Annotated in this window: 21 protein-coding genes and 1 pseudogene; 20 read left to right on the forward strand and 2 right to left on the reverse strand. The window is 67.8% G+C overall.

Features of this window, described 5'->3' with window-relative positions; genetic code table 11:
- Positions 1 to 79: 79 nt before the first annotated feature.
- From yajC to M3G03_RS08155, 6 genes are all read left to right on the forward strand, one after another.
- The gene (gene yajC / locus M3G03_RS08130; protein WP_259809181.1) at positions 80 to 463 is read left to right on the forward strand and encodes a preprotein translocase subunit YajC; all 384 of its coding nucleotides are present in this window, start codon (positions 80 to 82) and stop codon (positions 461 to 463) included.
- Between the two features lie 84 nt (positions 464 to 547).
- Positions 548 to 2,131, forward strand: a complete 1,584-nt coding sequence (secD, locus tag M3G03_RS08135) for a protein translocase subunit SecD (protein ID WP_259809216.1) — start codon at positions 548 to 550, stop codon at positions 2,129 to 2,131.
- 1 nt (position 2,132) lies between these two features.
- Positions 2,133 to 3,539 (forward strand): protein translocase subunit SecF, encoded by a 1,407-nt coding sequence (gene secF, locus M3G03_RS08140; RefSeq protein WP_396121921.1) that lies wholly within the window; start codon positions 2,133 to 2,135, stop codon positions 3,537 to 3,539.
- A 3-nt stretch (positions 3,540 to 3,542) separates the two neighbouring features.
- Positions 3,543 to 4,073 carry an adenine phosphoribosyltransferase gene (locus tag M3G03_RS08145; RefSeq protein ID WP_259809182.1) on the forward strand — a complete coding sequence of 177 codons (531 nt, stop codon included), beginning with the start codon at positions 3,543 to 3,545 and terminating at the stop codon, positions 4,071 to 4,073.
- A 14-nt stretch (positions 4,074 to 4,087) separates the two neighbouring features.
- The gene (locus M3G03_RS08150) at positions 4,088 to 5,191 is read left to right on the forward strand and encodes a TrkA family potassium uptake protein (protein WP_259809183.1); all 1,104 of its coding nucleotides are present in this window, start codon (positions 4,088 to 4,090) and stop codon (positions 5,189 to 5,191) included.
- A gap of 197 nt (positions 5,192 to 5,388) precedes the next feature.
- Positions 5,389 to 7,620 carry a bifunctional (p)ppGpp synthetase/guanosine-3',5'-bis(diphosphate) 3'-pyrophosphohydrolase gene (locus tag M3G03_RS08155; RefSeq protein WP_311197518.1) on the forward strand — a complete coding sequence of 744 codons (2,232 nt, stop codon included), beginning with the start codon at positions 5,389 to 5,391 and terminating at the stop codon, positions 7,618 to 7,620.
- Positions 7,621 to 7,638: 18 nt separating this feature from the next.
- On the opposite strand, the gene M3G03_RS08160 is transcribed toward M3G03_RS08155, so the two are convergent.
- A complete protein-coding gene (locus tag M3G03_RS08160) occupies positions 7,639 to 8,883 on the reverse strand; it encodes a DUF349 domain-containing protein (protein ID WP_259809184.1) in 1,245 nt (414 codons plus the stop codon).
- A 117-nt stretch (positions 8,884 to 9,000) separates the two neighbouring features.
- Here M3G03_RS08160 and hisS point away from each other — a divergent pair, with 117 nt between their 5' ends.
- The 12 genes and pseudogenes from hisS to aroB all read left to right on the forward strand — a co-directional run bounded on the left by hisS (position 9,001) and on the right by aroB (position 22,256).
- Positions 9,001 to 10,335, forward strand: a complete 1,335-nt coding sequence (hisS, locus tag M3G03_RS08165) for a histidine--tRNA ligase (RefSeq protein WP_259809186.1) — start codon at positions 9,001 to 9,003, stop codon at positions 10,333 to 10,335.
- Between the two features lie 60 nt (positions 10,336 to 10,395).
- Positions 10,396 to 12,219 (forward strand): aspartate--tRNA ligase, encoded by a 1,824-nt coding sequence (gene aspS / locus M3G03_RS08170; protein ID WP_259809187.1) that lies wholly within the window; start codon positions 10,396 to 10,398, stop codon positions 12,217 to 12,219.
- 5 nt (positions 12,220 to 12,224) lie between these two features.
- On the forward strand, positions 12,225 to 13,595 hold the full coding sequence (locus tag M3G03_RS08175; protein ID WP_396121922.1) for a replication-associated recombination protein A: 1,371 nt from the start codon (positions 12,225 to 12,227) through the stop codon (positions 13,593 to 13,595).
- Positions 13,596 to 13,657: 62 nt separating this feature from the next.
- Positions 13,658 to 14,056 carry a DUF948 domain-containing protein gene (locus tag M3G03_RS08180; protein ID WP_259809188.1) on the forward strand — a complete coding sequence of 133 codons (399 nt, stop codon included), beginning with the start codon at positions 13,658 to 13,660 and terminating at the stop codon, positions 14,054 to 14,056.
- 1 nt (position 14,057) lies between these two features.
- Positions 14,058 to 14,285 (forward strand): hypothetical protein, encoded by a 228-nt coding sequence (locus tag M3G03_RS08185; protein ID WP_259809190.1) that lies wholly within the window; start codon positions 14,058 to 14,060, stop codon positions 14,283 to 14,285.
- Positions 14,286 to 14,298: 13 nt separating this feature from the next.
- Positions 14,299 to 16,977: an alanine--tRNA ligase gene (gene alaS, locus M3G03_RS08190; protein WP_259809191.1), complete on the forward strand. Its 2,679-nt coding sequence runs from the start codon at positions 14,299 to 14,301 to the stop codon at positions 16,975 to 16,977.
- Positions 16,978 to 17,018: 41 nt separating this feature from the next.
- Positions 17,019 to 17,444, forward strand: a complete 426-nt coding sequence (gene ruvX, locus M3G03_RS08195; RefSeq protein WP_259809218.1) for a Holliday junction resolvase RuvX — start codon at positions 17,019 to 17,021, stop codon at positions 17,442 to 17,444.
- The gene (mltG, locus tag M3G03_RS08200; protein ID WP_259809192.1) at positions 17,441 to 18,559 is read left to right on the forward strand and encodes an endolytic transglycosylase MltG; all 1,119 of its coding nucleotides are present in this window, start codon (positions 17,441 to 17,443) and stop codon (positions 18,557 to 18,559) included. The genes ruvX and mltG overlap by 4 nt, the downstream gene beginning before the upstream one ends.
- Positions 18,559 to 19,368 (forward strand): shikimate dehydrogenase, encoded by an 810-nt coding sequence (locus M3G03_RS08205; protein WP_259809220.1) that lies wholly within the window; start codon positions 18,559 to 18,561, stop codon positions 19,366 to 19,368. The genes mltG and M3G03_RS08205 overlap by 1 nt, the downstream gene beginning before the upstream one ends.
- A 13-nt stretch (positions 19,369 to 19,381) precedes the next feature.
- Positions 19,382 to 20,587, forward strand: a pseudogene (aroC, locus tag M3G03_RS08210) (chorismate synthase); the annotation flags it as partial.
- Between the two features lie 89 nt (positions 20,588 to 20,676).
- The gene (locus M3G03_RS08215; protein WP_259809193.1) at positions 20,677 to 21,183 is read left to right on the forward strand and encodes a shikimate kinase; all 507 of its coding nucleotides are present in this window, start codon (positions 20,677 to 20,679) and stop codon (positions 21,181 to 21,183) included.
- The gene (gene aroB, locus M3G03_RS08220) at positions 21,180 to 22,256 is read left to right on the forward strand and encodes a 3-dehydroquinate synthase (RefSeq protein WP_259809194.1); all 1,077 of its coding nucleotides are present in this window, start codon (positions 21,180 to 21,182) and stop codon (positions 22,254 to 22,256) included. The genes M3G03_RS08215 and aroB overlap by 4 nt, the downstream gene beginning before the upstream one ends.
- On the opposite strand, the gene M3G03_RS08225 is transcribed toward aroB, so the two are convergent.
- The gene (locus tag M3G03_RS08225) at positions 22,235 to 22,606 is read right to left on the reverse strand and encodes a hypothetical protein (protein WP_259809195.1); all 372 of its coding nucleotides are present in this window, start codon (positions 22,604 to 22,606) and stop codon (positions 22,235 to 22,237) included. The genes aroB and M3G03_RS08225 overlap by 22 nt on opposite strands.
- Before the next feature lie 96 nt (positions 22,607 to 22,702).
- Between M3G03_RS08225 and efp the strand changes: the two genes are divergently transcribed.
- Together efp and nusB are read left to right on the forward strand one after the other, a co-directional pair.
- Positions 22,703 to 23,263, forward strand: coding sequence for an elongation factor P (gene efp / locus M3G03_RS08230; RefSeq protein ID WP_259809196.1), 561 nt, complete (start codon positions 22,703 to 22,705; stop codon positions 23,261 to 23,263).
- A complete protein-coding gene (gene nusB / locus M3G03_RS08235; protein WP_259809197.1) occupies positions 23,263 to 23,796 on the forward strand; it encodes a transcription antitermination factor NusB in 534 nt (177 codons plus the stop codon). The genes efp and nusB overlap by 1 nt, the downstream gene beginning before the upstream one ends.
- The last annotated feature ends 6 nt before the right edge of the window (positions 23,797 to 23,802 follow it).

Here is a 23,802-nt window from a genome sequence, read left to right on the forward strand (position 1 = left end):
GCACTCGCTAGTCTTGGCGGGTCCCGTGTCGTCAAACACCCGGGGGCTTTGTCAAGCCTCGTTCAGGAGCCTGCGCGCTATGCCTATGGAATTCATCCTCATCCTGGTCGTGATGGGCCTGTTCTACTTCATGGCCATCAGGCCGGCACAGAAGAAGATGGCCGCGCAGATGACCATGCAGAACTCGCTCGAGCCCGGCCAGCGGGTGGTCCTGACCAGCGGTCTGTACGCCACCCTGCACCACGTGGGGGAGCGTCAGGTCGTCGCCGAGCTCGCGCCCGGGGTCGAGGTCACCCTCACCAAAAGTGCCGTCGCCCAGCTCGTGAAGCCCGAGGACGAGGAATTCGAGTTCACCGACGATGAGGTGGCCGAGCAGCCGCTGGAGGCGTCCCCCGTGGAGCTGGAGACCCCGCTGGACGATGCTGATGCCGCAGCGAGCCCGCGCGACACCCGGGGGTTGTGACCAGTGGCCACCCCCTCACCCCGACGTTACCGACCGGGACTGACCCTGGTCGTCTTCCTGCTGCTGACCGCCTCCTTGTACGGCATGATGGCCGCCGCCAGGGCATGGACCCCCAAGCTCGGCCTCGATCTGCGTGGCGGCACCACCGTCACCCTCACCGCACGCAATACCTCAGGATCGGGCGGCGTCTCGGCGTCCAGCCTGGAGCAGGCCCGCTCCATCATCCAGCAGCGCGTCGACGGGCTGGGCGTGGGTGAGGCCGAGGTCACCACTGAGGGCGACAGGAGCATCGTCGTCAGCGTCCCCAACATGCAGCGCGACGAACTGATCCGTCTGGTCGGCCAGACAGCGCGCCTCTCCTTCCGCAATGTCTACCAGGTGGGCCAGGGCGGTCCACTGCCCTCGACGCCCAGCCCGGGTTCAGGGTCCGCCGGTGCCAGCCCGTCCCCGAGCGCCTCGAGCAGCGCCAAGCCAGCCCCTGGCCTGCCCACGATGGCCCAGCCGACTGCACCTGGCCTGCCGACCGCGCCTGCCTCGGAACGCCCCACCGCTGAACCCTCGCAGCGCCTGGGCGTGGACCAGGCCATCAAGTGGCAGCCCACTGCTCGCGACACCGAGGAGTTCGGCACCTGGATGTGCACCGACTCCTTCCCGCTGGTCTCCAGCGAGGTCTACTTCAGCTGCGACGACGCCGGACAGAAGTACCTGCTCGGCCCCGAGATCATCCCCGGTGAGCAGGTGAAGACCGCCAATTACGGTGTCCCGCAGGGCCGCTTCGACTACGTGGTCACCCTGAACTTCAACCCTGCCGGGACCGATGCCTTCACCAAGAACACCACCTACCTGGCCAGCCAGCAGTCGCCGATGAACCAGTTCGCCATCGTGCTGGACGGCAAGGTGGTTTCCGCCCCCCAGGTGAGCCAGACCATCGCCGGTGGCAATGCGGAGATCAGCGGTTCCTTCACCGAACAGAGCGCGGCCGAACTGGCCAACATCCTGAAGTACGGCGCGCTGCCGCTGGCCTTCGAGATCTCCAGCGTCGACAACGTCTCGGCCAGCCTTGGCGGCGAGCAGCTGCGCGGCGGCATCATCGCCGGACTGATCGGCCTGGCGCTGGTCGCGGTCTACTCGTTCTTCTACTACCGCATGCTCGGCTGGCTCGTGATCGGGACGCTGGTGATGTCGGTGCTGATCACCTACCCCGTGATCGTGCTGCTGGGCGAGGCGGTCGGGTTTGCCCTCAACCTGCCCGGTATCGCCGGCGCCATCATCGCGATCGGCGTGACGGCGGACTCCTTCATCATCTACTTCGAACGAATACGCGACGAGGTGCGCGACGGCAGGTCACTGCGCACGGCCATCGAGACCGGCTGGCAGAAGGCCCGCGGGACGATCATCATCGCGGACATGGTGTCCCTGCTGTCCGCCATCGTGCTGTTCATTCTCGCGGTGGGTTCCGTGAAGGGTTTCGCCTTCACCCTCGGTGTCACCACCCTGATCGACATCGCGATCGTCTTCTTCTTCACCAAGCCGCTGATGTCGATCCTGGGACGCACCAAGTACTTCGGCCAGGGCGGCCCAGGTTCCGGGCTCTCGCCCCGCAGCATGGGCGTGTCCCGCGAGTCCCTGCTCGGACGTCGTCGCCGCGTCGCCACCAAGGAGGCCTGAGATGGCACAGACCACCAAGCCCGCTCGCAAGCCCAGCGACAAGGCGGCTGCCGCCCGCGATCGAGCCCGGGCGAAGTCCGGCAGCTCGGCGTCCTCATCAACGAAGAGCGCCCTTCGCAAGCATGACCAGGTCTCGGCCCGCAAGGCACTGGCCCATCGCCTCTACCTGGGTGAGACCTCGTACGACTTCATGGGCAACCGCAAGAAGTGGTACATCGTCAGTGCTGTCCTGCTGACCATCTGCCTGCTGTCCCTGGCCTTCCGCGGCCTCAACCTTGGCATCGAGTTCAAGGGGGGCACGACCTTCACCGTCCCGACCACGGTGAGCAGTGGCACTGTGAACGAGATGGGTCGGGCGGTCGAGCGGACCGGGTTGCCCGAGCTCGACGGCACCAGCGTGGTGACGGTCGGCTCGAAGACTGCTCGTGTCCAGACCCGCTCGCTGACCCCTGCCGAGGTCGTCACCGTGCGCACCGCCCTGGCCAAGGAGGCAGGGGTGGCCCCGGACAAGGTCGCCTATTCCACTGTGGGCGCCTCCTGGGGCAAGCAGGTCACCGAGAAGGGCATCCAGGCCCTGGTCGTCTTCCTGGTGCTCGTCGGCCTGATGATCTGGGCCTACTTCCGCAACTGGAAGATGTCGATCGCGGCCCTGGTCGCACTGCTCCATGACCTGATCATCACCGTGGGCGTGTACTCGATCCTCGGCTTCACCGTGAGCCCATCCACGTTGATCGGAGTGTTGACCATCCTGGGCTACTCGCTCTACGACACCGTGGTCGTCTTCGACAAGGTGCGCGAGAACGTCCGCAACATCGAGAAGCAGGACCACACCTACTCCGAGCAGAGCAATCTGGCCATCAACCAGGTCCTGGTGCGTTCCCTGAACACGACCATCATCGGCGTGCTACCGGTGGCGGCCCTGCTCATCGCGGCAATCTTCTTCATGGGCCCCGGCCCGCTGGAGGACCTCGGCCTCGCGCTGCTGGTCGGAATGATCGCCGGCGCGTACTCCTCGATCTTCATCGCAGCCCCGTTGAATGCCCAGCTGCGCGAGCGCGAGCCCGAGATGCGCGAGCACAGCGCGCGCCTGGGGCGCCGCAGCGAGCGTCATTCCCGTGGTGCTCGCGTGTCCAGCGACAAGACCCCCGCTGACTCCGCCGAGCCGGCGATCGAGGCGGCCGGGCGCCGCGAGGTCGTCGTGAACCCGGTGGGCGAGGAGCCCTGGGAGCTGGAGGGGGTGGAGTTCAGCGACGCTGAACTGCTCGCCGAGGATCCCGACGAGGAGCCGGTGGCGGCCGCCAGCAGGCCCGCACCCCGTGATCGCCAGACCGCCCGTGGTCGCCACACTGCTGCCCAACGCCGCCGCTCCGGACGCGGCGGCTCGACCCGCGCCCCGCGCAGGAAGTGACCGATGGCCGACATCGACTTGATCTCCTCCCTCATCGCGGACGTCCCGGACTTCCCCAAGCCGGGCGTCGTGTTCAAGGACATCACCCCGCTGCTCGCCTCCCCGGAGGGCTTCGAGGCCACCGTGCAGGCCCTGGTCGACCAGGCCCCCGAGGCCATCGACGTGGTCGTCGGCATGGAGGCCCGGGGCTTCATCTTCGCCGCCCCGGTTGCCCTGCGCCTGGGCGCGGGGTTTGTTCCGGTGCGCAAGCCGGGCAAGCTGCCACGCGCGGTCTATGAGGAGTCCTTCGCACTCGAGTACGGGCACGAGACCCTCACCGTCCACCGGGACGCGATCCGCCCCGGCGCGCGTGTGATGGTGGTCGACGACGTGCTGGCCACCGGGGGCACCATCGGCGCCACCGCGGGGCTGCTCAAGCAGCTGGGTGCCGAGCTGGTGCACGTCGGGGTCGTGCTCGAACTCAGCTTCCTCAACGGACGACAGCGGCTCATCGACGGTGGCATCGACACCTGCGCGGCAGTCCTCACCGTCTGAGCCAAGGAGGAGGAATGACCGCGGAGAAGCGGGATCGCTCGGTCCAGCGGGGCGCCAGGGGGTGGCGCCAGGAAACCCTGGTCAGCCTGCCCCAGCGTCAGTACCGCAGCGCGATCAGCGAGCTCTCCGGGCGCGTGGTCATGGCGCTGGCGATCCTGCTGCTCGCCACCCTGATCGTCTACCTCGACCGCGGCGCCTACTCCGACAACGTCAACGGGGACGGCTTCGACTTCATCGACGCCCTGTACTACTCCACCGTCACCATCACGACCACCGGCTACGGTGACCTCACCCCGGCCGCGCCCCATGCACGGCTGATCAACGCCCTGGTCATCACCCCGCTGCGCATTGCCTTCCTGGTGCTGCTGGTCGGTACCACCCTGGAGGTCCTGGCCAACGAGGGTGCCCGGGGCATTCGCGACACTGGATGGAGGAAGCGGATGCGCCACCACACCGTCGTCATCGGCTATGGAACCAAGGGCCGTAGCGCCATCGCCACCATGCTGCGCCACGACATCCCCCGCGAGAAGATCGTGGTGATCGACGAGAGTGCCCAGGCCATCTCGGACGCCAACTATGACGGCCTGGCCGCCATCAGGGGCGATGCAACCCGTCGCGACCTTCTGCGTCGGGCCGAGATCACCAAGGCGCGCGAGATCATCATCACTCTGGACCGCGATGACTCAGCGATCCTGGCGGTCCTGACGGTGCGACAGATGAACCCCCGTGCGCACGTGGTGGTGGCCGTCCGTGACCATGAGAACGCCAGTCTCCTGCGCCGCTCGGGGGCAGACATGGTCGTCACCAGCTCGGACGCGGTGGGCCGACTGATGGGCCTGTCGAGCGTCAACCCGCATGTCGGCAATGTGATGGAGGACCTGCTCTCCAGCGGTGTCGGCATGGAGGTCGCCGAACGCCAGGTCACCCCCGAGGAGGTGGGTCGCTCGGTCGACCAGATCGAGGGTGAGAAGATCGTGGCGGTGGTGCGCAACGAGACCGTGCGTCGCTTCTTCGACTCCACTGTCGCCACCCTCAAGGCCGGGGACCGGGTCGTGGTGGTTCGTCGTTCCCAGCACCAGGACCCCCATGACGTCATCACTCGCGAGGATGACTTCTGACCAGGGCGACGCTCCGGGCGTCCTAGACTGGGAAGAACGCCAGCAGGCGTGGTGTGGGAAGGGGAGGTCCGATGAGCACGACGAGTCCGGAGAGTGGCCGTACCGCCCTGCCCGAGCCCGAGCACCAGCCCACCACGCGCAATCCTGCCCGTGGCCCGGCGGCGGTCCAGGGGGAGTCGTTCGCCCCCAGCCCGCTGATGAACGCCTCGCCGGAACAGCCTCGCCTGCGCATGCGCCAGCGCCTGGCCCGTCTGGGGGCGGTGAAGTCGCCCCAGTCTGCTGTTCTGGACCCGCTGTTCAACACCATCCGGTCCAATCACCCCAAGGCTGACCTGCAGCTCATCGAGCGCGCCTACCGGACGGCGGAGCACTACCACCGCGGCCAGCTGCGCAAGTCCGGTGATCCCTACATCACCCACCCCCTGGCCGTGGCGTCCATCCTCGCCGAACTGGGCATGACTGAACCCACCCTGTGTGCTGCGCTGCTGCACGACACCGTCGAGGACACCAGCTACACCGTGGAGCAGCTCACCGCCGACTTTGGCCCCGAGGTGGCTGCCCTGGTGGATGGGGTCACGAAGCTGGACAAGGTCACCTATGGGGATTCGGCGAAGGCCGAGACCATGCGCAAGATGGTGATCGCGATGAGCCGTGACATCCGCGTCCTGGTCATCAAGCTGGCCGACCGTCTGCACAACATGCGCACGCTGGGCTTCCTGCGCCCCGACAAGCAGAATCGCATCGCCCGCGAAACCCTGGAGATCTTCGCCCCGCTGGCCCACCGCCTGGGCATGAACACGGTGAAGTGGGAGCTGGAGGACCGCTCCTTCGCAGCGATGCAGCCCAAGGTGTATGACGAGATCGTCCACCTGGTCGCCGAGCATGCCCCCAAGCGCGACCAGCAGATGCGAGAGGTCATCGAGCAGATCCAGAATGACCTGACCGCCGCGGGCATCAAGGCAACCGTGTACGGACGGCCCAAGCACTACTACTCGATCTACCAGAAGATGGTGGTGCGCGGCCGCGACTTCAAGGACATCTACGACCTGGTCGGCATACGAATCCTGGTCCAGACCCCTCCCGAGTGCTACCAGGTCCTCGGCGTGATGCACGAGCGCTGGAGCCCGCTTCCCGGCCGCTTCAAGGACTACATCGCCCTGCCCAAGTTCAACATGTACCAGTCGCTGCACACGACTGTGCTGGGGCCGGGTTCGCGTCCGGTCGAGCTGCAGATCAGGACGCACGACATGCACCGCCGGGCCGAGTTCGGTGTTGCGGCGCACTGGAAGTACAAGCAGGGCCAGCGGGCCAACGAGGAGACCGACCTCTCCTGGGTGCACTCACTCAACCAGTGGTCCCATGAGGCCGACGACCCCGAGGAATTCCTCGACTCACTCCGTTTCGAGATCAACCAGAGCGAGGTCTACGTCTTCACCCCCAAGGGCGACGTGCTGGCACTGCCCGTGGGTGCGACCCCGGTCGACTTCGCCTACGCCGTGCACACCGAGGTGGGGCACCGCTGCATCGGCGCCCGGGTCAACCAGCGCCTGGTCAGCCTGGACTCCAAACTCGAGAATGGTGACGTCGTGGAGGTGCTCACCTCCAAGGCGGTCAATGCCGGGCCCTCGCGCGACTGGCTGGCCTTCGTCCAGAGCCCCCGCGCGAAGACGAAGATCCGCCACTACTTCACCCGTGAACGTCGCGATGAGTCCATCGAGCACGGCAAGGACCTCATCGGGAAACGCCTGCGCCGCTCCAACCTGCCGCTCCAGCACCTGCTCACGGTGGAGTACCTCACCGCCGTTGCCGACGACCTCAAGCTGGCTGACATCAACGCCCTCTACGCGGCGGTGGGCGAGGGGTCGGTCGGCGCGCAGAACGTGGTGGAGCGCCTCATCGAACTCGGTGGGGGCCCCGAGGAGACAGCTGCCGAATCGCTGGAGGAGGTGCCGATCAGCAGCCGTCGCATCCGCCGCTCCAATGATGTCGGCATCGAGGTCGGTGGCGACCCGACGGTCTACGTGAAGCTCGCCCGCTGCTGCACCCCGCTGCCAGGGGACGACATCGTGGGCTTCGTCACGCGTGGCGACGGTATCTCGGTGCACCGCAAGGACTGCACCAACGTCGCCAACCTGCTGCAGCAGCCGGAACGCATCGTGGACGTCGCCTGGTCGGCCTCCAAGAGCCATTCCTTCCTGGTCGCCATCCAGATCGAGGGCCTGGACCGCCAGGGCATGCTTTCCGACGTGACCCGCCTGATGGCCGACCAGCACATCAACATCGTCTCGGTTTCGATGCAGACCACCCGCGACCGCATCTTCAAGATCAAGCTGACCTTTGAAGCTGCAGACCCCCGGCACTTTGACCACGTGGTCAGCGGTCTGAAGCGGATTCCGGGGGTCTACGACGTCTATCGCGTGGGCCAGTAGGGGGAAGGCCGGCCGAGGTCAGGCGCTGAACTCGGCCAGCGTCTTCTCGGCCTGCTCCAGCCAGCTGCGGCAGGCACTGATGGAGTTGTTCGCCTCGCGCAGCTTCTTCTGGTTGCCGGACTTCTCCGCCTCCGCGGCCTGCTTCTCGAGCTTGGCGATCTGGGCGGTGAACATGTCGACGGTGTCCTGGGCCCGCTGGCGTGCCTCGGGATCAGTTCGTTTCCACTCGGCGTCCTCGGCGTCCTTGACGGCCCGCTCGATCTTGCGGACGCGGTCATCGACGCTGCGGATGGCATCGCGCGGCACCTTGCCGTGTTCGTTGAACCTGGCGAGGAAGTCACGGAACTGCTCGCGCGCGGTCTTCAGGTCGGTGACCGGCAGGATCTCCTTCTCCGCCTCGTCCAGCAGCGCCAGCTTGGCGGTCAGGTTGCCCTGGAACTCGGCGTCCTGCTCCGACTGGGCGGCGCTGCGGGCCTGGAAGAACTGGTCCTGGAGGGCGCGGAACTCGGTCCACAGCTTGTCCTCGACGGCACGCGGTGCAGCGCCGGCGGCCTTCCAGCGGCTCATCAGGTCGCGGAAAGCGCCCGAGGTTGGCCCCCACTCGGTGGAGGTGGCCAGTTCGCGGGCCTCCTCGATGATCTGCTCCTTGGCCTTCTGGGCGCCGGCGCGCTTCTCGTTCTGTTCGGCGAACTGCGCCTTGCGGCGACGGGTGTAGGTGGTGCGCGCCGAGCTGAAGCGGTGCCACAACTCGTCGTCGGTGGTCTTGTCGATGCGGGGGAGTGCCTTCCACTCCTCCAACAGGGCGCGGAACCGGTTGACCCCGCCCCGCCAGTCATTGCCCTGGGCGAGCTTCTCGGCCTCGGCGACCATACCCTCCTTGGCCTCACGGGCACGGGCGGACGCCGCAGCCTTATCGGCCCTCTTCTGCTCCGCAGCTGCGGCCAGCTGCGGCTCCAGCGCATCCAGACGGGTCAGCAGACCCTGCAGGTCGCCCACGGCATTGGCCTCGGCGATGGTGCCACGCAGGGCGGAGATGGACTTGCGGGCTTCCTCGGCGGACACTGCACCAGAACCCAGCCGCGTGGTCAGCAGGTCGACCTCGGTTTCGAGGGACCGGAAACGCCGAACGAAGAACTCCAGCGCCTCAGCGGGTTCCACATCCGGCACCTGCCCGACGGCGCGCTCGCCCTCGGGGGTCTTGACGTGGACGGTTCCATCGGGGTCCACTCGACCAAAGTCGTGGGGACTTGCAGTTTCGCTCATGGGTCCATCTTGCCCGATCGCGGCTCATGAGGCACACGCGATTCAACGCCGGTGCGGCGGCGATAGAGTTGCCGGGTACCCAATCCGGCCCACCGGCCCTGATCCGTGAGGACTTTCGTGGCACGTCCCAGGCCCATCTCCGGCTATCCCGAGTTCCTGCCCGCGGGGCGCATCGTCGAACAGCGCGTCCTGGACATCCTGCGCGAGACCTTCGAACTGCACGGCTTCGCGTCCATCGAGACCCGCGCGGTCGAGCCGATGGACGTGCTGACCCGCAAGGGCGAGATCACCAAGGAGGTCTTCCTGGTCCGTCGCCTGCACGCCGAGGAGAGCGACGAGAAGGCCGGGGAGATGGGGTTGCACTTCGACCTCACCGTTCCCTTCGCGCGCTACGTGCTGGAGAACGCCGGCCACCTGGCCTTCCCCTTCCGCCGCTACCAGATCCAGAAGGTGTGGCGCGGGGAGCGGCCCCAGGAAGGCCGCTACCGGGAGTTCTGCCAGGCCGACATCGACATCGTCGGTCAGGACAGCCTGCCCGAGCATTTCGACGTCGAAGCCCCCCTGGTGATGCTCGAAGCCCTTGAGCGCATGCACAGCGAACTCGGCCTGCCCCAGGCCCGCATGCATGTCAACAACCGCAAGCTGGCTGAAGGCTTCTACCGGGGCCTGGGCATCGAGAACACCCTCGACGTGCTCCAGCGGGTCGACAAGTTCGACAAGATCGGCCCGGACGCGGTCGCGGCGCTACTGGTCGACGAGCTCGGTTTGTCCGACCAGGTCGCTGCCCGGTGCGTGGCCCTGGCCGGCATCGCCACCGAGGACGACTCCTTCGTCGACCAGGTCCGGGCGCTCGGGGTCGAGCACGAGATGCTCGATGAGGGGTTGGCCGCCCTGGCGGGTGTGGTCAACGCAGCCAATGGGGCGGTGCCGGGGCGCATCGTGGCCGACCTGAAGATCGCCCGCGGCCTGGACTACTACACCGGTACCGTCTACGAAACCCTGCTGGTCGGCCACGAGAAGCTCGGCTCGGTCAGCTCCGGTGGCCGCTACGACGCCCTCGCGAGCGACGGCAAGGTCACCTTCCCGGGGGTGGGAATCTCCCTGGGAGTGACGCGACTGCTGGCGCCGATGATCACCAAGGGCCAACTCACCGCGTCCCGGTCGGTGCCGAGCGTGGTACTGGTCGCCGTGGATTCGGAGGAGTCACGACCTCACGCCATGAAGACCGCCGCGATCCTGCGAGGTCGGGGCATCGCCTGCGAGGTGGCGCCGAAGGCGGACAAGTTCGGCAAGCAGATCAGATACGCCGACCGCCGTGGCATCCCCTTTGTCTGGTTCGAGTCGAACGAGGTCAAGGACATCCGATCCGGTGACCAGCGGCCGGCCGACCCGACCACCTGGCAGCCCCCGGCCGAGGACCTGCGTCCTCAGGTGGTGGCCGAAGGCCTATAGGCTGGCCGGGTACCCACGGCGCCGTACCGTCTATGCGCGCGCCCCAGAAAGGAACATCGCATGTTGCGCACCCATGAGGCCGGGACCCTGTCCAAGGCTGATGTCGGAACCACTGTCACCCTCGCCGGATGGGTCGCCAAGCGGCGCGACCACGGCGGTGTGGCCTTCATCGACCTGAGGGATGCCTCGGGCACCTGCCAGATCGTCGTCCGCGACGAGTACCTGGAGAAGGCCGGCATCCACGACCTGCGCAACGAGTTCTGCATCACGGTGACCGGTGTGGTCGACGCCCGCACCCCCGAGAACGTCAACCCCAGGATCCCCACCGGTGAGGTCGAGGTCGCGATCCGCGAGCTGGAGGTCCTCAACCCGGCCGCCCCGCTGCCCTTCCAGATCGACGAGCACACCACCGTCGGTGAGGATGCCCGCCTCAAGTACCGCTACCTCGACCTGCGCCGCCCCCGCCAGCACGAAGCGATGGTGCTGCGCAGCAAGGTCACCCACACCATCCGCGAGGTGCTGGCCCGGCGCAACTTCCACGACATCGAGACCCCGACGCTGACCCGCTCGACCCCTGAGGGTGCGCGTGACTTCCTGGTGCCAGCCCGCCTGCAGCCGGGCAGCTGGTATGCCCTGCCGCAGAGTCCCCAGCTGTTCAAGCAGCTGCTCATGGTCGCGGGCATGGAGCGCTACTACCAGATCGCCCGCTGCTACCGCGACGAGGACTTCCGTGGCGACCGCCAGCCCGAGTTCACCCAGCTCGACATCGAGATGAGCTTCGTGGACCAGGACGACGTCATCAGCCTCGCCGAAGAGGTCATGGCCGCCTGCTTCCAGCTGATCGACGTCGACATGCCCCGCCCGATGCCGCGCATCACCTGGCACGAGGCGATGGACAACTACGGCTCCGACAAGCCCGACCTGCGCTTCGACCTGAAGATCCGCGAGGTCACCGAGCTGTTCAAGGACACCCCCTTCCGCGTCTTCCAGGCCGACTACGTCGGCTGTGTGGTCATGCCCGGCGGCGCCTCGCTACCGCGTCGCCAGTTCGACGCCTGGCAGGAATGGGCCAAGCAGCGTGGTGCCAAGGGTCTGGCCTACATCACCGTCGGTGAGGATGGCGAGCTCGCCGGTCCGGTCGCCAAGAACATCTCGGACGCCGAGAAGTCCGCGATCGCCGAGGCCGCCGGTGCCAACCCCGGCGATGCCATCTTCTTCGCTGCGGGCCAGCGCGAGACCTCCCAGGAGCTGTTGGGCGCCGCCCGACTCGAGATCGGCCACCGCACCGGCCTGATCGACAAGGACGCCTGGAGCTTCGTCTGGGTCGTCGACGCCCCGATGTTCAAGTCGGCTGCCCAGGCCGTCGCTGAGGGCGACATCGCCGTGGGGGCCGGCAAGTGGACCGCAGTCCACCACGCCTTCACCTCCCCGACCCCGGAGAGCATGGACACCTTCGACACCGATCCCGGCTCGGCGTTGTCCTATGGCTACGACTTCGTCGTCAACGGCAACGAGATCGGGGGCGGTTCCATCCGTATCCACCGCCGCGACGTCCAGGAGCGCGTCTTCGGCGTAATGGGCCTGTCGGAGGAGGAGGCCCAGGAGAAGTTCGGCTTCCTGCTGGACGCCTTCCAGTTCGGCGCACCGCCGCATGGTGGCATCGCCTTTGGTCTGGACCGGCTGGTCATGCTGCTCGGTGGCTTCGACACCATCCGTGACGTCATCGCCTTCCCGAAGACCGGCGCTGGCATCGACCCGCTCACCGCCGCTCCTGCCCCGATCACCCCGCAGCAGCGCAAGGAGGCCGGGGTCGACGTCAAGCCCGAGAAGAAGAAGGACGAGAAGGAGGCGCCTGCTGAGGCGCTCTCGGCCGACCAGAGCTGAGCCCCGTGACAGACCTGTTCGGCAACGAGGACACTCCCGGGCCCGGCAGCGCCACGCCGCTGTCGGGCACCCTGGGTGGTGCCTCGCACCAGGACCTGCCGCTGGCGGTGCGGATGCGTCCTCGCACCGTGGACGAGATCGTGGGCCAGCAGCACCTGCTGGGGCCCGGTTCTCCGCTGCGCCGCCTCGCCTCCGGGACGGCCGCCATGTCGGTCTTCCTCTGGGGCCCCCCAGGAGTAGGCAAGACCACCATCGCCGCTGTCGTCTCCCAGTCCACCAACCGACGTTTCGTGGAACTCTCTGCCGTCACCGCCGGAGTCAAGGAGGTGCGCGCCGAGCTCGACACAGCCCGCCGCGAACTCGCCAAGGGCAACCAGACCGTCCTCTTCGTCGACGAGGTCCACCGCTTCAGCAAGGCCCAGCAGGACGTCCTGCTGCCCGCCGTCGAGAACCGACTGGTCACCCTGATCGCGGCCACCACCGAGAACCCGTCGTTCTCGGTCATCTCCCCGCTGCTCTCGCGTTCACTGCTGCTCACGCTGAAGCCGCTCACCGACCAGGACATCGGCCTCCTCATCGAGCGCGCGCTCGCCGACGACCGGGGCCTGGCCGGACGCTTCGACGTCGACCCCGAGGCCCGCGCCACCATCATCCGCCTGGCCGGTGGGGACGCCCGCCGCTCCCTCACCTACCTTGAGGAAGCCGCCGCCGGCGCGGAAGCCATGGACTCCGCCACCATCACCCCGGCCATCGTCGAGAAGGCGGTTGACCGCGCCGCCATTCGCTACGACAAGGATGGCGACCAGCACTATGACGTCATCAGCGCCTTCATCAAGTCGGTGCGCGGCTCCGATGTCGACGCCGCGCTGCATTACCTGGCCCGCATGATGGAGGCGGGGGAGGACCCCCGGTTCATCGCGCGACGCCTGGTCATCCTGGCCAGCGAGGACATCGGCCTGGCCGCCCCGTCAGTACTTCAGACCTGTGTGGCCGCAGCCCAGGCCGTGCAACTGATCGGCATGCCCGAAGCACGGCTCAATCTTGCCCAGGCCACCATCGCCGCCGCCCTGGCACCCAAGTCCAATGCAGTCATCACCGCCATCGATGCCGCCCTGGCCGACGTTCGCGCCGGGCACGTCGGACAGGTGCCGGCACACCTGCGCGACGCGCACTATGCCGGGGCGACGAAGCTTGGCCATGGCAAGGGCTACCTCTACGCCCACGACCAGCCCCACGGCGTGGCCCGCCAGCAGTACCTGCCCGATGAGCTGCGCGATGCTCGCTACTACCGGCCCACCGAGCACGGGAACGAGGCCCACCTGGCCGCCGCGAAGGAGCAGATCGACAGGCTGCTCGGGCGCCCAGAGGGCCACTGATGGCGGCAACGCACTAGCATGGGCCCGTCAGTCGCCGTCACGCTCCCCTGAACGGAGTCACCATGTCCCTCGGAAGCATCGCCGCGCTCATCGCTGCGATCGCCCTCGTTGCCCTCGTCGGTTTCCTCGCTGTCCCGCTGCTCAAGCTGGGCCGCGTTCTCGAGGAGACCCGTCTGCTGGTGCGCGACGTCGGCCACAACTCGGTGCCGATCCTGCAGGAACTGCGCGGCACTGTCGCCGAGGCCAACAACGAGATCTCCAAACTCTCCCTGGTCACCGAGGACGTCGCCAAGGTGTCGGCCAATGCCACCGTCGTCGCTGAGCAGGCCTCGCAGATGTCCCAGCTCTTCGCCGCCACCCTGGGCGGCCCGCTGGTGAAGACTGCCGCGCTCAGCTACGGCGTGCGCAATGCACTCAAGGGTGGCGGCAAGTCGCCCAAGCCGATCCGACGGGGGCAGTGACATGCGCGGACTCTTCTTCTTCGGTCTGGGCGTCGGTGCCACCGTCTTCGCCGTCGTCAAGGGACGCGAGCTTGCCCGCAAGGCGACCCCTGCCCACCTGCAACAGACCGCTGCTTCCCGCGCCAATGAGCTGCTGGACCAGGTCAGCGACTTCATCACCACCGTCAAGACCTCCATGGACGAGCGCGAGGGCGAGCTGCGCCGCGAACTCGGCATGGACAAGGCCTGAGAGGACCACCCGCATGAAGACTGCTGAGATCCGTCGGCGCTTCCTCGACTTCTTCGCCGAGCGCGAACACGCCGTGGTGCCCTCTGCCTCGCTGGTCCACAATGACCCGAACCTGCTGTTCGTCATCGCTGGCATGGTGCCGTTCGTGCCCTATTTCGAGGGACGCGAACCCGCCCCCTGGAAGCGGGCGGTCAACGCCCAGAAGTGCATCCGGACCCTCGACATCGAGGAGGTCGGCACAACCACCCGCCACGGCACCTTCTTCCAGATGCTGGGCAACTTCTCCTTCGGTGACTATTTCAAGAAGGACGCCATCCGCTGGGCCTGGGACCTGGTCACCGGCCCTGTCGAGAACGGAGGACTCGGCTTCGACCCCGAGAAGGTCTGGGTGACCGTGCTCGGCCCCGGCCACCACCCCGACTACCCCGAGGGAGACGTCGAGGCCCGCGAGTACTGGCGGCAGGTGGGCATGCCTGACGAGCGCATCCAGGGTCGCAGCCTCAAGGACAACTACTGGTCCATGGGTGTTCCCGGCCCCGGTGGTCCCTGTTCGGAGATCTACATTGACCGTGGCCCCGAGTTCGGTGCCGACGGCGGCCCCGACGCGGACGAGGACCGCTTCCTGGAGATCTGGAACCTGGTCTTCCAGGCCGAGGAGCTCTCGGCCGTGCGTTCGAAGGACGACTTCGACATCCGCGGGCCGCTGGCGTCCCAGAACATCGACACCGGCGCGGGGCTGGAGCGCATCGCCTTTCTGCTGCAGGGCCGAAACAACCTCTACGAGATCGACGAGGTGTACCCGGTCATCGAGCGCGCCGCCGAGCTCGCCGGCAAGAAGTACGGCGACAACGAGGACGACGACGTACGCCTGCGGGTGGTCGGTGACCATCTCCGCTCCGCGCTGATGCTGATGACCGACGGCGTTCGCCCCGGGAATGAGGCCCGCGGCTACGTCCTGCGCCGGCTGTTGCGCCGCAGCATCCGCTCGATGCGCCTGCTGGGCGTGCAGCAGCCCGTGCTCGTCGAGCTGCTCGACATCTCCCGCGGCCTGATGCAGGAGTCCTACCCCGAGGTCACCACCATGTGGGAGCGGGTCTCCCAGCTGGCCGCCGCCGAGGAGGAGGCCTTCCGCCGCACGCTGACCTCGGGCACCCAGCTCTTCGACGGTGCCGTCGAGCAGATCAAGGCGGATTCGGGCAGCGTCCTGTCGGGCGATGAGGCGTTCAAGTTGCACGACACCTACGGTTTCCCCATCGACCTGACCCTGGAAATGGCCGGCGAGCAGGGGCTGCAGGTTGATCGCGACCGTTTCATGGAGCTGATGGCCGAGCAGCGCAACCGTGCCAAGGCGGACGCGCGTGCCAAGAAGGGGCAGGCCGTCTCCACCGAGGTCTATCGCCAGCTGCGCGAGTCGGGGGAGACCCCCTTCCTGGGCTACGACGAACTGACCGTGCCGACCCGTGTGCGCGGGATCATCCACGACGGGCAGGTCGTCGACCACGCACCGGCCGGCTCGGTTGTCGAGGTCGTCCTGAAGGAGACCCCCTTCTACGCCGAGGCAGGCGGCCAGGATTCCGATGCAGGCGTGCTGCGCGCCGGAGGCTTCGACATGGAGGTGCTCGACGTCCAGCGCCCGGTGCCGGGTCTGGTGGTGCACAAGGTCCAGGTGACCGGTGACCTGGCAGCCGGTGACGAGGTCAGCGCCGAGGTCGACGCAGCCAACCGCCTGGCGGCCAGCCAGGCCCATACCGCGACCCACATCGTGCATGCCGCCCTGCGCGAGCTGGTCGGCAGCAATGCCACCCAGGCCGGTTCCTACAACAAGCCCGGCTACCTGCGTTTCGACTTCAGCTCCCCCCAGGGCTTGTCGGAGCAGCAGAAGACCGAGATCGAGGCCCGCGCCAACGAGGCGATCCGGGACAACTTCGCCGTCACCGCCCAACAGATGAAGCTGGAGGACGCCAAGGCCATGGGCGCCATGGCGATGTTCGGGGAGAAGTACCCCGCCATCGTCCGCATGGTCGAACTGGCCGGCCCCTGGAGCCGCGAGCTCTGCGGCGGCACCCATGTCGCCTCGACCGCGCAGATCGGGCTGCTCAACCTGCTCGGTGAGCAGTCGATCGGCTCGGGCACCCGCCGCGTGGAGGCCCTGGTCAGCCAGGACGCCTTCGCCCACATGGCCGCCGAACGTGCCCTCGTCAGCGAGCTGTCCAGCGTCCTGAAGGTGCAGCCGGACCAGCTCACCGATCGCGTCAGCAAGCTGGTCGCCCAGCTCAAGGAGGCCGAGAAGACGATCGCCGACATGCGGGCCCAGCAGCTCGCCGCCGGTGCCGCGTCCATGCTCGAGCAGGTCAAGACGGTCGGACGCACCAAGGTGCTCGCCCAGCAGCTGCCCGACGTGTCCGGCGGTGACCTGCGCAACCTGGCCACCGACCTGCGCGGTCGACTCGCGTCCGAGGACGCCGTCGTGGCGCTGGTCGGGGGCACCTCTGCCAAGCCCGCCATCGTCGTGGCCACCACCGAGGGCGCTCGGGCGCTGGGGGCGAAGGCGGGCGCGCTGGTCGGCATCGCCGCCCCGCACCTGGGTGGCAAGGGCGGCGGCAAGGACGACCTGGCCCAGGGTGGCGGCACGGACGGCTCCGGCACCGCTGCGGCGCTGGGGGCCATCGAGTCCGCGCTGGCCGCACTCTGAGGACGCCCGTGGCGCACACCGAGCTGAGCACTGAACGCGGCGTGCGCCTGGCCCTGGACTGGGGCCGGGCGCGCGTCGGTGTGGCTGCCTGCGACCCCGACGGCGTCCTGGCCTACCCGGTCGAGACATTGGACGCCCGCAACAACCCGCTGGGCAGGCTCTCCGCGCTGGTGGCCGAGTACGAACCGGTCGAGGTGGTGTTCGGCTGGCCGCGCAACCTGGCCGGCAAGGAGGGCCCGGCCGTCGACAACCTCCGCGGCGTCCTGGCCGAGGTCGAGGATGCCCTGGACCCGGTCCCCGTGGTGCTGGTGGATGAGCGAATGAGCACTGCTGAGGCCTCACGTAAGCTGGCTGAAGCGGGCAAGGACTCCCGCGCCCGGCGTGGGATCATCGACCAGATGGCGGCGGTTGGCATCCTTGAGCAGGCGTTGGAGCGCCGCCGACAGCAGAAGGGGAACAACGCATGAGCGGACCGTTCATCGAGAACCCGGGCCCGAACTGGCAGAAGATCATCTACCATGGCAAGAGCGCCTTCGCCGTGCTGCTGTCGATCGCCGTGCTGGTCGGGATGGGCGTGTTCGCCTACCAGAAGGTCAATGGGGCCTACGTCTCCTGGAAGGCCGAGGACGACTACCTGGGCGCTGGCGGCGCCGAGGTGATCATCAGCATCCCCAAGGGCGCCAGCGTCAGCCAGATCGGCTACCAGCTCATCGACGAGGACGTCGTCAAGTCAAAGAAGGCGTGGGACAAGGCTGTGCGCAACGCCGGTGACAAGGCGAAGTTCGAAGCGGGCCGGTTCAAGCTGAAGAAGCAGATGCCCGCCGCCGAGGCGGTCAAGGTGCTGGCAGACCCGGCGAACATGATCCGTGTCCGGGTGACCTTCCCCGAGGGTCTGACCATGTCCGAGCAGTGGGATCGAGTCCCCAAGGCGGTGCCCCAGATCAAGGTGAAGGACCTGCAGGCGGCCTCGAAGCAGCCCGCCAAGCTCGGCCTGCCCGCCTGGGCGACCAACCCCAACAAGCCCGAGGGCTTCCTCTTCCCCGAAACCTACGAGGTCGACGACACGCCCACCGCGCAGGAACTGCTGGCCCAGCAGGTCAAGCAGTTCACCACAGTCACCACCGAACTCAACTTCGAGGACCGTGCCAAGACCCTCAAGCTCACCCCCATGCAGGTACTGATCATCGCCTCCATCGCGGAGAAGGAGGTCAAGGGCAAGGACCTCCCGGCCGTGACCGGCGTGTTCATGAACCGCATCAAGAAGGGCATGCCACTGCAGTCCGACGCCACCGTCATCTACGCCAACGGCATGAAGGGACGCCTCACCACCACCGACAAGGAACGGCAGATCAACTCGCCCTACAACACCTACAAGGTGAAGGGGCTGCCCCCCGGCCCGATCTCCAACCCTGGTGAAGCTGCCCTCAATGCCGCCCTCAACCCCACGAAGCACGACTACCTCTACTTCGTCGTGGTCGACCCCAGCACCGGCAAGACTGAGTTCAACAAGGACCTGGCAGGCCACGAGAAGTCGGTGAAAAAGTTCCAGGCCTGGTGCCAGGCACACAAGGGCCAGTGCTGATGCGCTGCGCCGTCGTGGGACACCCGGTGGCGCACTCCCTCTCACCGGTGCTGCACCGGACCGCCTACAGCGAACTCGAGCTGGACTGGCAGTACGACGCGATCGACGTGGAGCCCGGCGGCTTGGCGTCCTTCGTCGACGGGTTGGGCGCCGACTGGCGCGGGCTGAGCATCACCGCTCCTCACAAGGACGAAGCCGCGGCGCTGGGACAGGCCGATGAGGTGGTGCGGCTGACTGGCGCTGCCAACACCTGGGTACGGACGCCGGAGGGCCCGATCGTGCGCAACACGGACGTCCCCGGCTACGACATCGCGCTGACTGCCCATGGGGTGGACGCGCCGCGACGCGGCATCCTGATCGGCAATGGCGCCACCGCGCGTTCAGCCCTGGTGGGTCTGGGCCGTGCCGGGGTCCGTGGGGTGGTGGTTCTTGCCCGCCGCCCCGAGCGTGCCATTGGCCTCCAAGCCCTGGGGCGCGAGCTCGGCATCACGGTCGATCTGCTGCCGCTGGGGCAGCAGATGCCGAGTACCGCCGACATCCTCGTCTCGACGGTGCCCGCAGCCGGGCCGGAGCCCATCGCCGACGAGCTCGCCTCGCTGGCGCCGGTCGTCTTCGACTCGGTCTACGACCCCTGGCCCACCCCCTTGGCCGCTGCGGCGGCTGGGCTCGGCCGGCTCGTGCTCAACGGGCTCGACCTGCTGGCGGGGCAGGCTGTGGAACAGATCCGCTGGATGACTGGCGAGCAGGTCGACTTCGACCTCCTGCGTGCCGCCGCTCGGGACGGAATGACCGCGCGGCAGGCGCTCTGACAGACTGGCAGGCATGCTTCGCTACCTCACCGCCGGAGAATCCCACGGCCAGGCCCTGATCGCCACCATGGAGGGCCTACCCGCCCACGTCCGGGTGGGGCGTGACCAGGTTGCCGAGGAGCTTCGACGGCGCCGCCTCGGCGTGGGCCGCGGGGCACGAATGAAGTTCGAGGCCGACGAGGTCACCCTGCTGGCCGGCTTCCGCCACGGTGAGACACTCGGCTCTCCGATCGCGATCATGGTCGGCAACAGCGAGTGGCCGAAGTGGACGCAGGTGATGAGCCCCGATGAGGTGGATGCCGCCGAGCTGGAACAACTCGCCCGCAATGCCCCGCTGACCCGTCCGCGCCCCGGCCACGCCGACCTGGCCGGTATGCAGAAGTACGACTTCGACGAGGCCCGCCCCATCCTGGAGCGTGCCTCCGCGCGCGAGACGGCAGCGCGCGTGGCGCTGGGAGCGGTGGCCAAGGCCTTCCTGCAGCAGGCCCTGGACGTCACGGTGCTGAGCCACGTGGTCGAACTCGGCCCCGTGGCCATCCCCACCGACACCCAGATCGAGGTCGCTGCCTCGCTGAGGCTCGCGGACCGCGAACGCATTGACGAGAGCCCGGTGCGTTGCGCCGACGGACAGACCGCCGAGCGCATGATCGCCGAGGTCGAGGCCTGCCGTCGTGAGGGAGACACCATGGGTGGCGTGGTCGAGGTCCTGGCCTGGGGTCTCCCCCCGGGACTGGGCTCGCACGTCCAGGGAGATCGGCGCCTGGATGCCCGGCTGGCTGGGGCCCTGATGGGCATCCAGGCCATCAAGGGTGTCGAACTCGGTGATGGTTTCGAGCTGGCCCGCCGACGCGGGTCTGCGGCCATGGACGAGATGGTGCGCAGCGACCAGGGCGTCCGCCGTGCCACGGGCCACTCGGGGGGTACCGAGGGTGGCATGAGCACCGGCGAGGTGCTGCGCATTCGGGCCGCGATGAAGCCGATCTCGACGATCCCCCGTGCCTTGCGCACCTTCGACGTCCGCACCGGCGAGCAGGCCCAGGCCCACCACCAGCGCAGCGATGTCTGTGCTGTGCCCGCTGCGGGGGTCGTGGCCGAGGCCATGGTCGCCCTGGTGCTGGCAGAAGCCGCCCTGGAGAAGTTCGGTGGCGACTCGGTGCAGGAGACCCGCCGCAATGCCGAGGCCTACCTGGCCGAACTGGACGCGCGGGGTCTGCGCATCGGGGGCGACCTTGACCCCTCGGCCCTGACCCGGGGAACCGGAGGTGACTCCGGCGTGGCAGCCGGTCACCCGGCCGCAGGAGACGAGTGATGAGCATCCTGGTCCTGGTCGGCCCGCCCGCCTCGGGCAAGTCCACCACTGGACGTGCCGTGGCGGAGCGTCTGGGCGTCCCCTTCACCGATGTCGATGCCGCGATCGAGTACGAAACCGGCATGTCCATCTCCGAGATCTTCGTGGACAAGGGCGAGGAGTGGTTCCGCCAGCTGGAGGAGGAGGCCACCCTGGCGCTCGTCCAGCAGCCTGGCGTGGTGAGCCTGGGTGGGGGCGCGGTGATGAATGCCCGCATCCGCGAGGCCCTGGCTGACTGCACGGTGTGCTGGCTGCAGGTCTCGGTCACCCACGCCACCCGCCGCGTCGGCATGAACGTCATGCGTCCGCTGTTGTTGGGCGATGTGCGCGCCAACCTCGAGCGCCTGCACGCCGAGCGTGAACCCTTCTACCGCGAGGTGGCCGACTTCAGCGTCGACACCACCCGGCTCAAGCCGGCAGCGGTCGTCGATCGGATCGTGAATCGACTGGAAGGTGGGCAGGAGTGAGCGCCACCGTCCACGTCAGCGCCGCCGACCCCTACCAAGTCCATCTCGGCTCGGGCACCATCGACCTGCTGCCGGGGTTGGTCGGGGACGCCTCCCGCACCGCCATCCTCCACGCACCCGTCCTCAGGGAGCGGGCTCGAGCAATGGCTGCCCTCGTCCCCCAGCCGCTGCTCATCGAACTGCCGGACGCAGAGGCCGCCAAGACCTCCGACGTCCTCATCGAGTGCTGGAACCGGCTCGCGGACGCGGGTTTCACCCGCAACGACCTGGTCATCGGCCTGGGCGGGGGAGCGACCACCGACCTGGCTGGCTTCGTCGCGGCGTCCTGGCTGCGAGGGGTCGCCTTCATCTCGATCCCCAGCACCGTGCTCGGCATGGTGGACGCCGCAGTCGGCGGCAAGACCGGCATCAACATCCCCGCCGGAAAGAACCTGGTCGGGGCCTTCCACGAGCCCCGTGCGGTGCTGTGTGATTTCGACCTGCTCACCACGCTCCCGGATCAGGACGTGCGGGCAGGTCTGGGCGAGGTGGTGAAATGCGGCTTCATCGCCGACACGCACATCCTGGAGCTTCTCGACCAGAACCCCTCCGAGGCGGCCGACATCACCTCCACCCGTTTCGCCGAGCTCGTCGAGCGTGCGGTCCAGGTCAAGGCGACCACCGTGTCGGCCGACCTGAGGGAATCGACCTCCATCGGGGCTCGGGTGGGGCGCGAGGCCCTGAACTACGGCCACACCCTGGGCCACGCCATCGAGAAGCTGGCCGGCTTCCGCTGGCGGCACGGGGAGGCGATCAGTGTGGGCATGGTTTTTGCCGCGGAGCTCTCCCACCGCGAGCTGGGGCTGTCGGCCGACGTCGTCGGCCTTCATCGGGACCTGTTGTCCAGGATGCAGCTGCCGATCCGCACGGATGTCGGCCCCTGGGAGGAATTGCGTGACGCGATGAGTCTGGACAAGAAGGCCCGTGGCAATCTGCTCCGTTTCGTCGGCCTCACCCACCCGGGAAGCGTCGCGATGGTCGACGGACCATCCGAGGAGGTCCTGACCGACTGCTACGACAGGGTGTGCCGGTAGGTCCACGAGGTGAGTGCTGTCCCGAGGCAGGCCAGCAGCACGCCCCAGAAGATGTGGATCGAGGCGTGGTGTCCCTCACCGAGCGCGTACTGCGCCACCACGCCCACCGCCAGGAGCATGGCCAGTGTCAGGTTGACCGGCCCAGCCGAGCGGCGCAGCACCAGGTAGACCAGGGCGGACAGCAGGCACACGGCGACGGTGATCATCGCCCCCACCTCGTGGTACTCCCGGTAGCGCCCCTCCCCGCCGAGGAAGGCAGCCGCCCAGCCGGCCTGGCCGATCAGGCAGCTGATCACCAGCGTCGCTGCTGAGCGCAGGATGATCAGGTGGGGGTGGGGGAGTCGGGGCATGGCACCAGTCTGCCAGCGGGCGCCCTCGTGGCGAAGCGGCTAGAATCGACGAGGCCCCTGCGCCCACGAACCATATTTGACGAAAAGAGGAACCCGGTGGCTTCTACCAACGATCTGAAGAACGGCATGGTGCTTGACCTCGACGGCCAGCTCTGGCAGGTCATCTGGTTCCAGCACCACAAGCCCGGCAAGGGCAACACCGTTGTGCGGTCCAAGCTGAAGCACGTCCTCTCGGGCAAGATCGTCGACAAGACCTTCAACTCCGACACCAAGGTTGACACCGCCACCGTCGACCGCCGTGACATGCAGTACCTGTACCACGACGGCACCGGCTTCGTCTTCATGGACGACACCACCTACGAGCAGGTGATCATCCCCGACGAGACCGTCGGCGATGCCAAGGACTACATGCTGGAGAACCAGTCCGCCACCGTCGCGCTGCACGAGGGCAACCCGCTGTTCATCGAGCTGCCGGCCTCGGTCGAGCTGGAGATCACCTACACCGAGCCCGGCCTGCAGGGCGACCGCTCCACCGGCGGCACCAAGCCGGCCACCCTGGAGACCGGCAAGGAGATCCAGGTCCCGCTGTTCATCACCACCGGCGAGAAGGTCAAGGTCGACACCCGCACGGGCGACTACCTGGGCCGCGTCAACTGATGCCCCGGGCTTCCAGGACGCCAGGGCCAGCGCATTTCTCGGCCCGCACCAAGGCCCGCAAGCACGCGCTCGACATCCTCTTCCAGGCTGACCTGCTCGGGCAGGACCCGCTTGAGGTCCTGCGTGAGGAGCGACTGGACGCCACCCATGACAAGCCGCTGCGTCCCTTCACCGCGGAACTGGTGGAGGGCGTGGTGACCCACCGGGGCAAGGTCGACGGGGCGATCGAGCGGGCGCTGGACGCCGGGTGGAGCCTGGACCGAATGCCGCGCGTTGACCGTGGTCTTGCCCGGCTCGCCACCTGGGAGATCGTCGGGGGCGTCAGCCCGACCCAGGTCGCCATCGCCGAAGCGCTGGTCCTCGCCGGGGAGCTGTCCACCGACGAGTCGCCGGCCTTCCTCAACGGACTGTTGTCAGCCATCGCGAAGCAGCAGCCGATGCCCCTGGAGGAGGTCGAGAAGGTCCACGAGGAGCAACTCGCCACCGACCCCGCCACCGACCCGGCCCCGACCGAGGGCGACGAAACTGACTGACCCCCA

Source organism: Aestuariimicrobium sp. p3-SID1156, assembly GCF_025144225.1.
Lineage (GTDB): Bacteria > Actinomycetota > Actinomycetes > Propionibacteriales > Propionibacteriaceae > Aestuariimicrobium.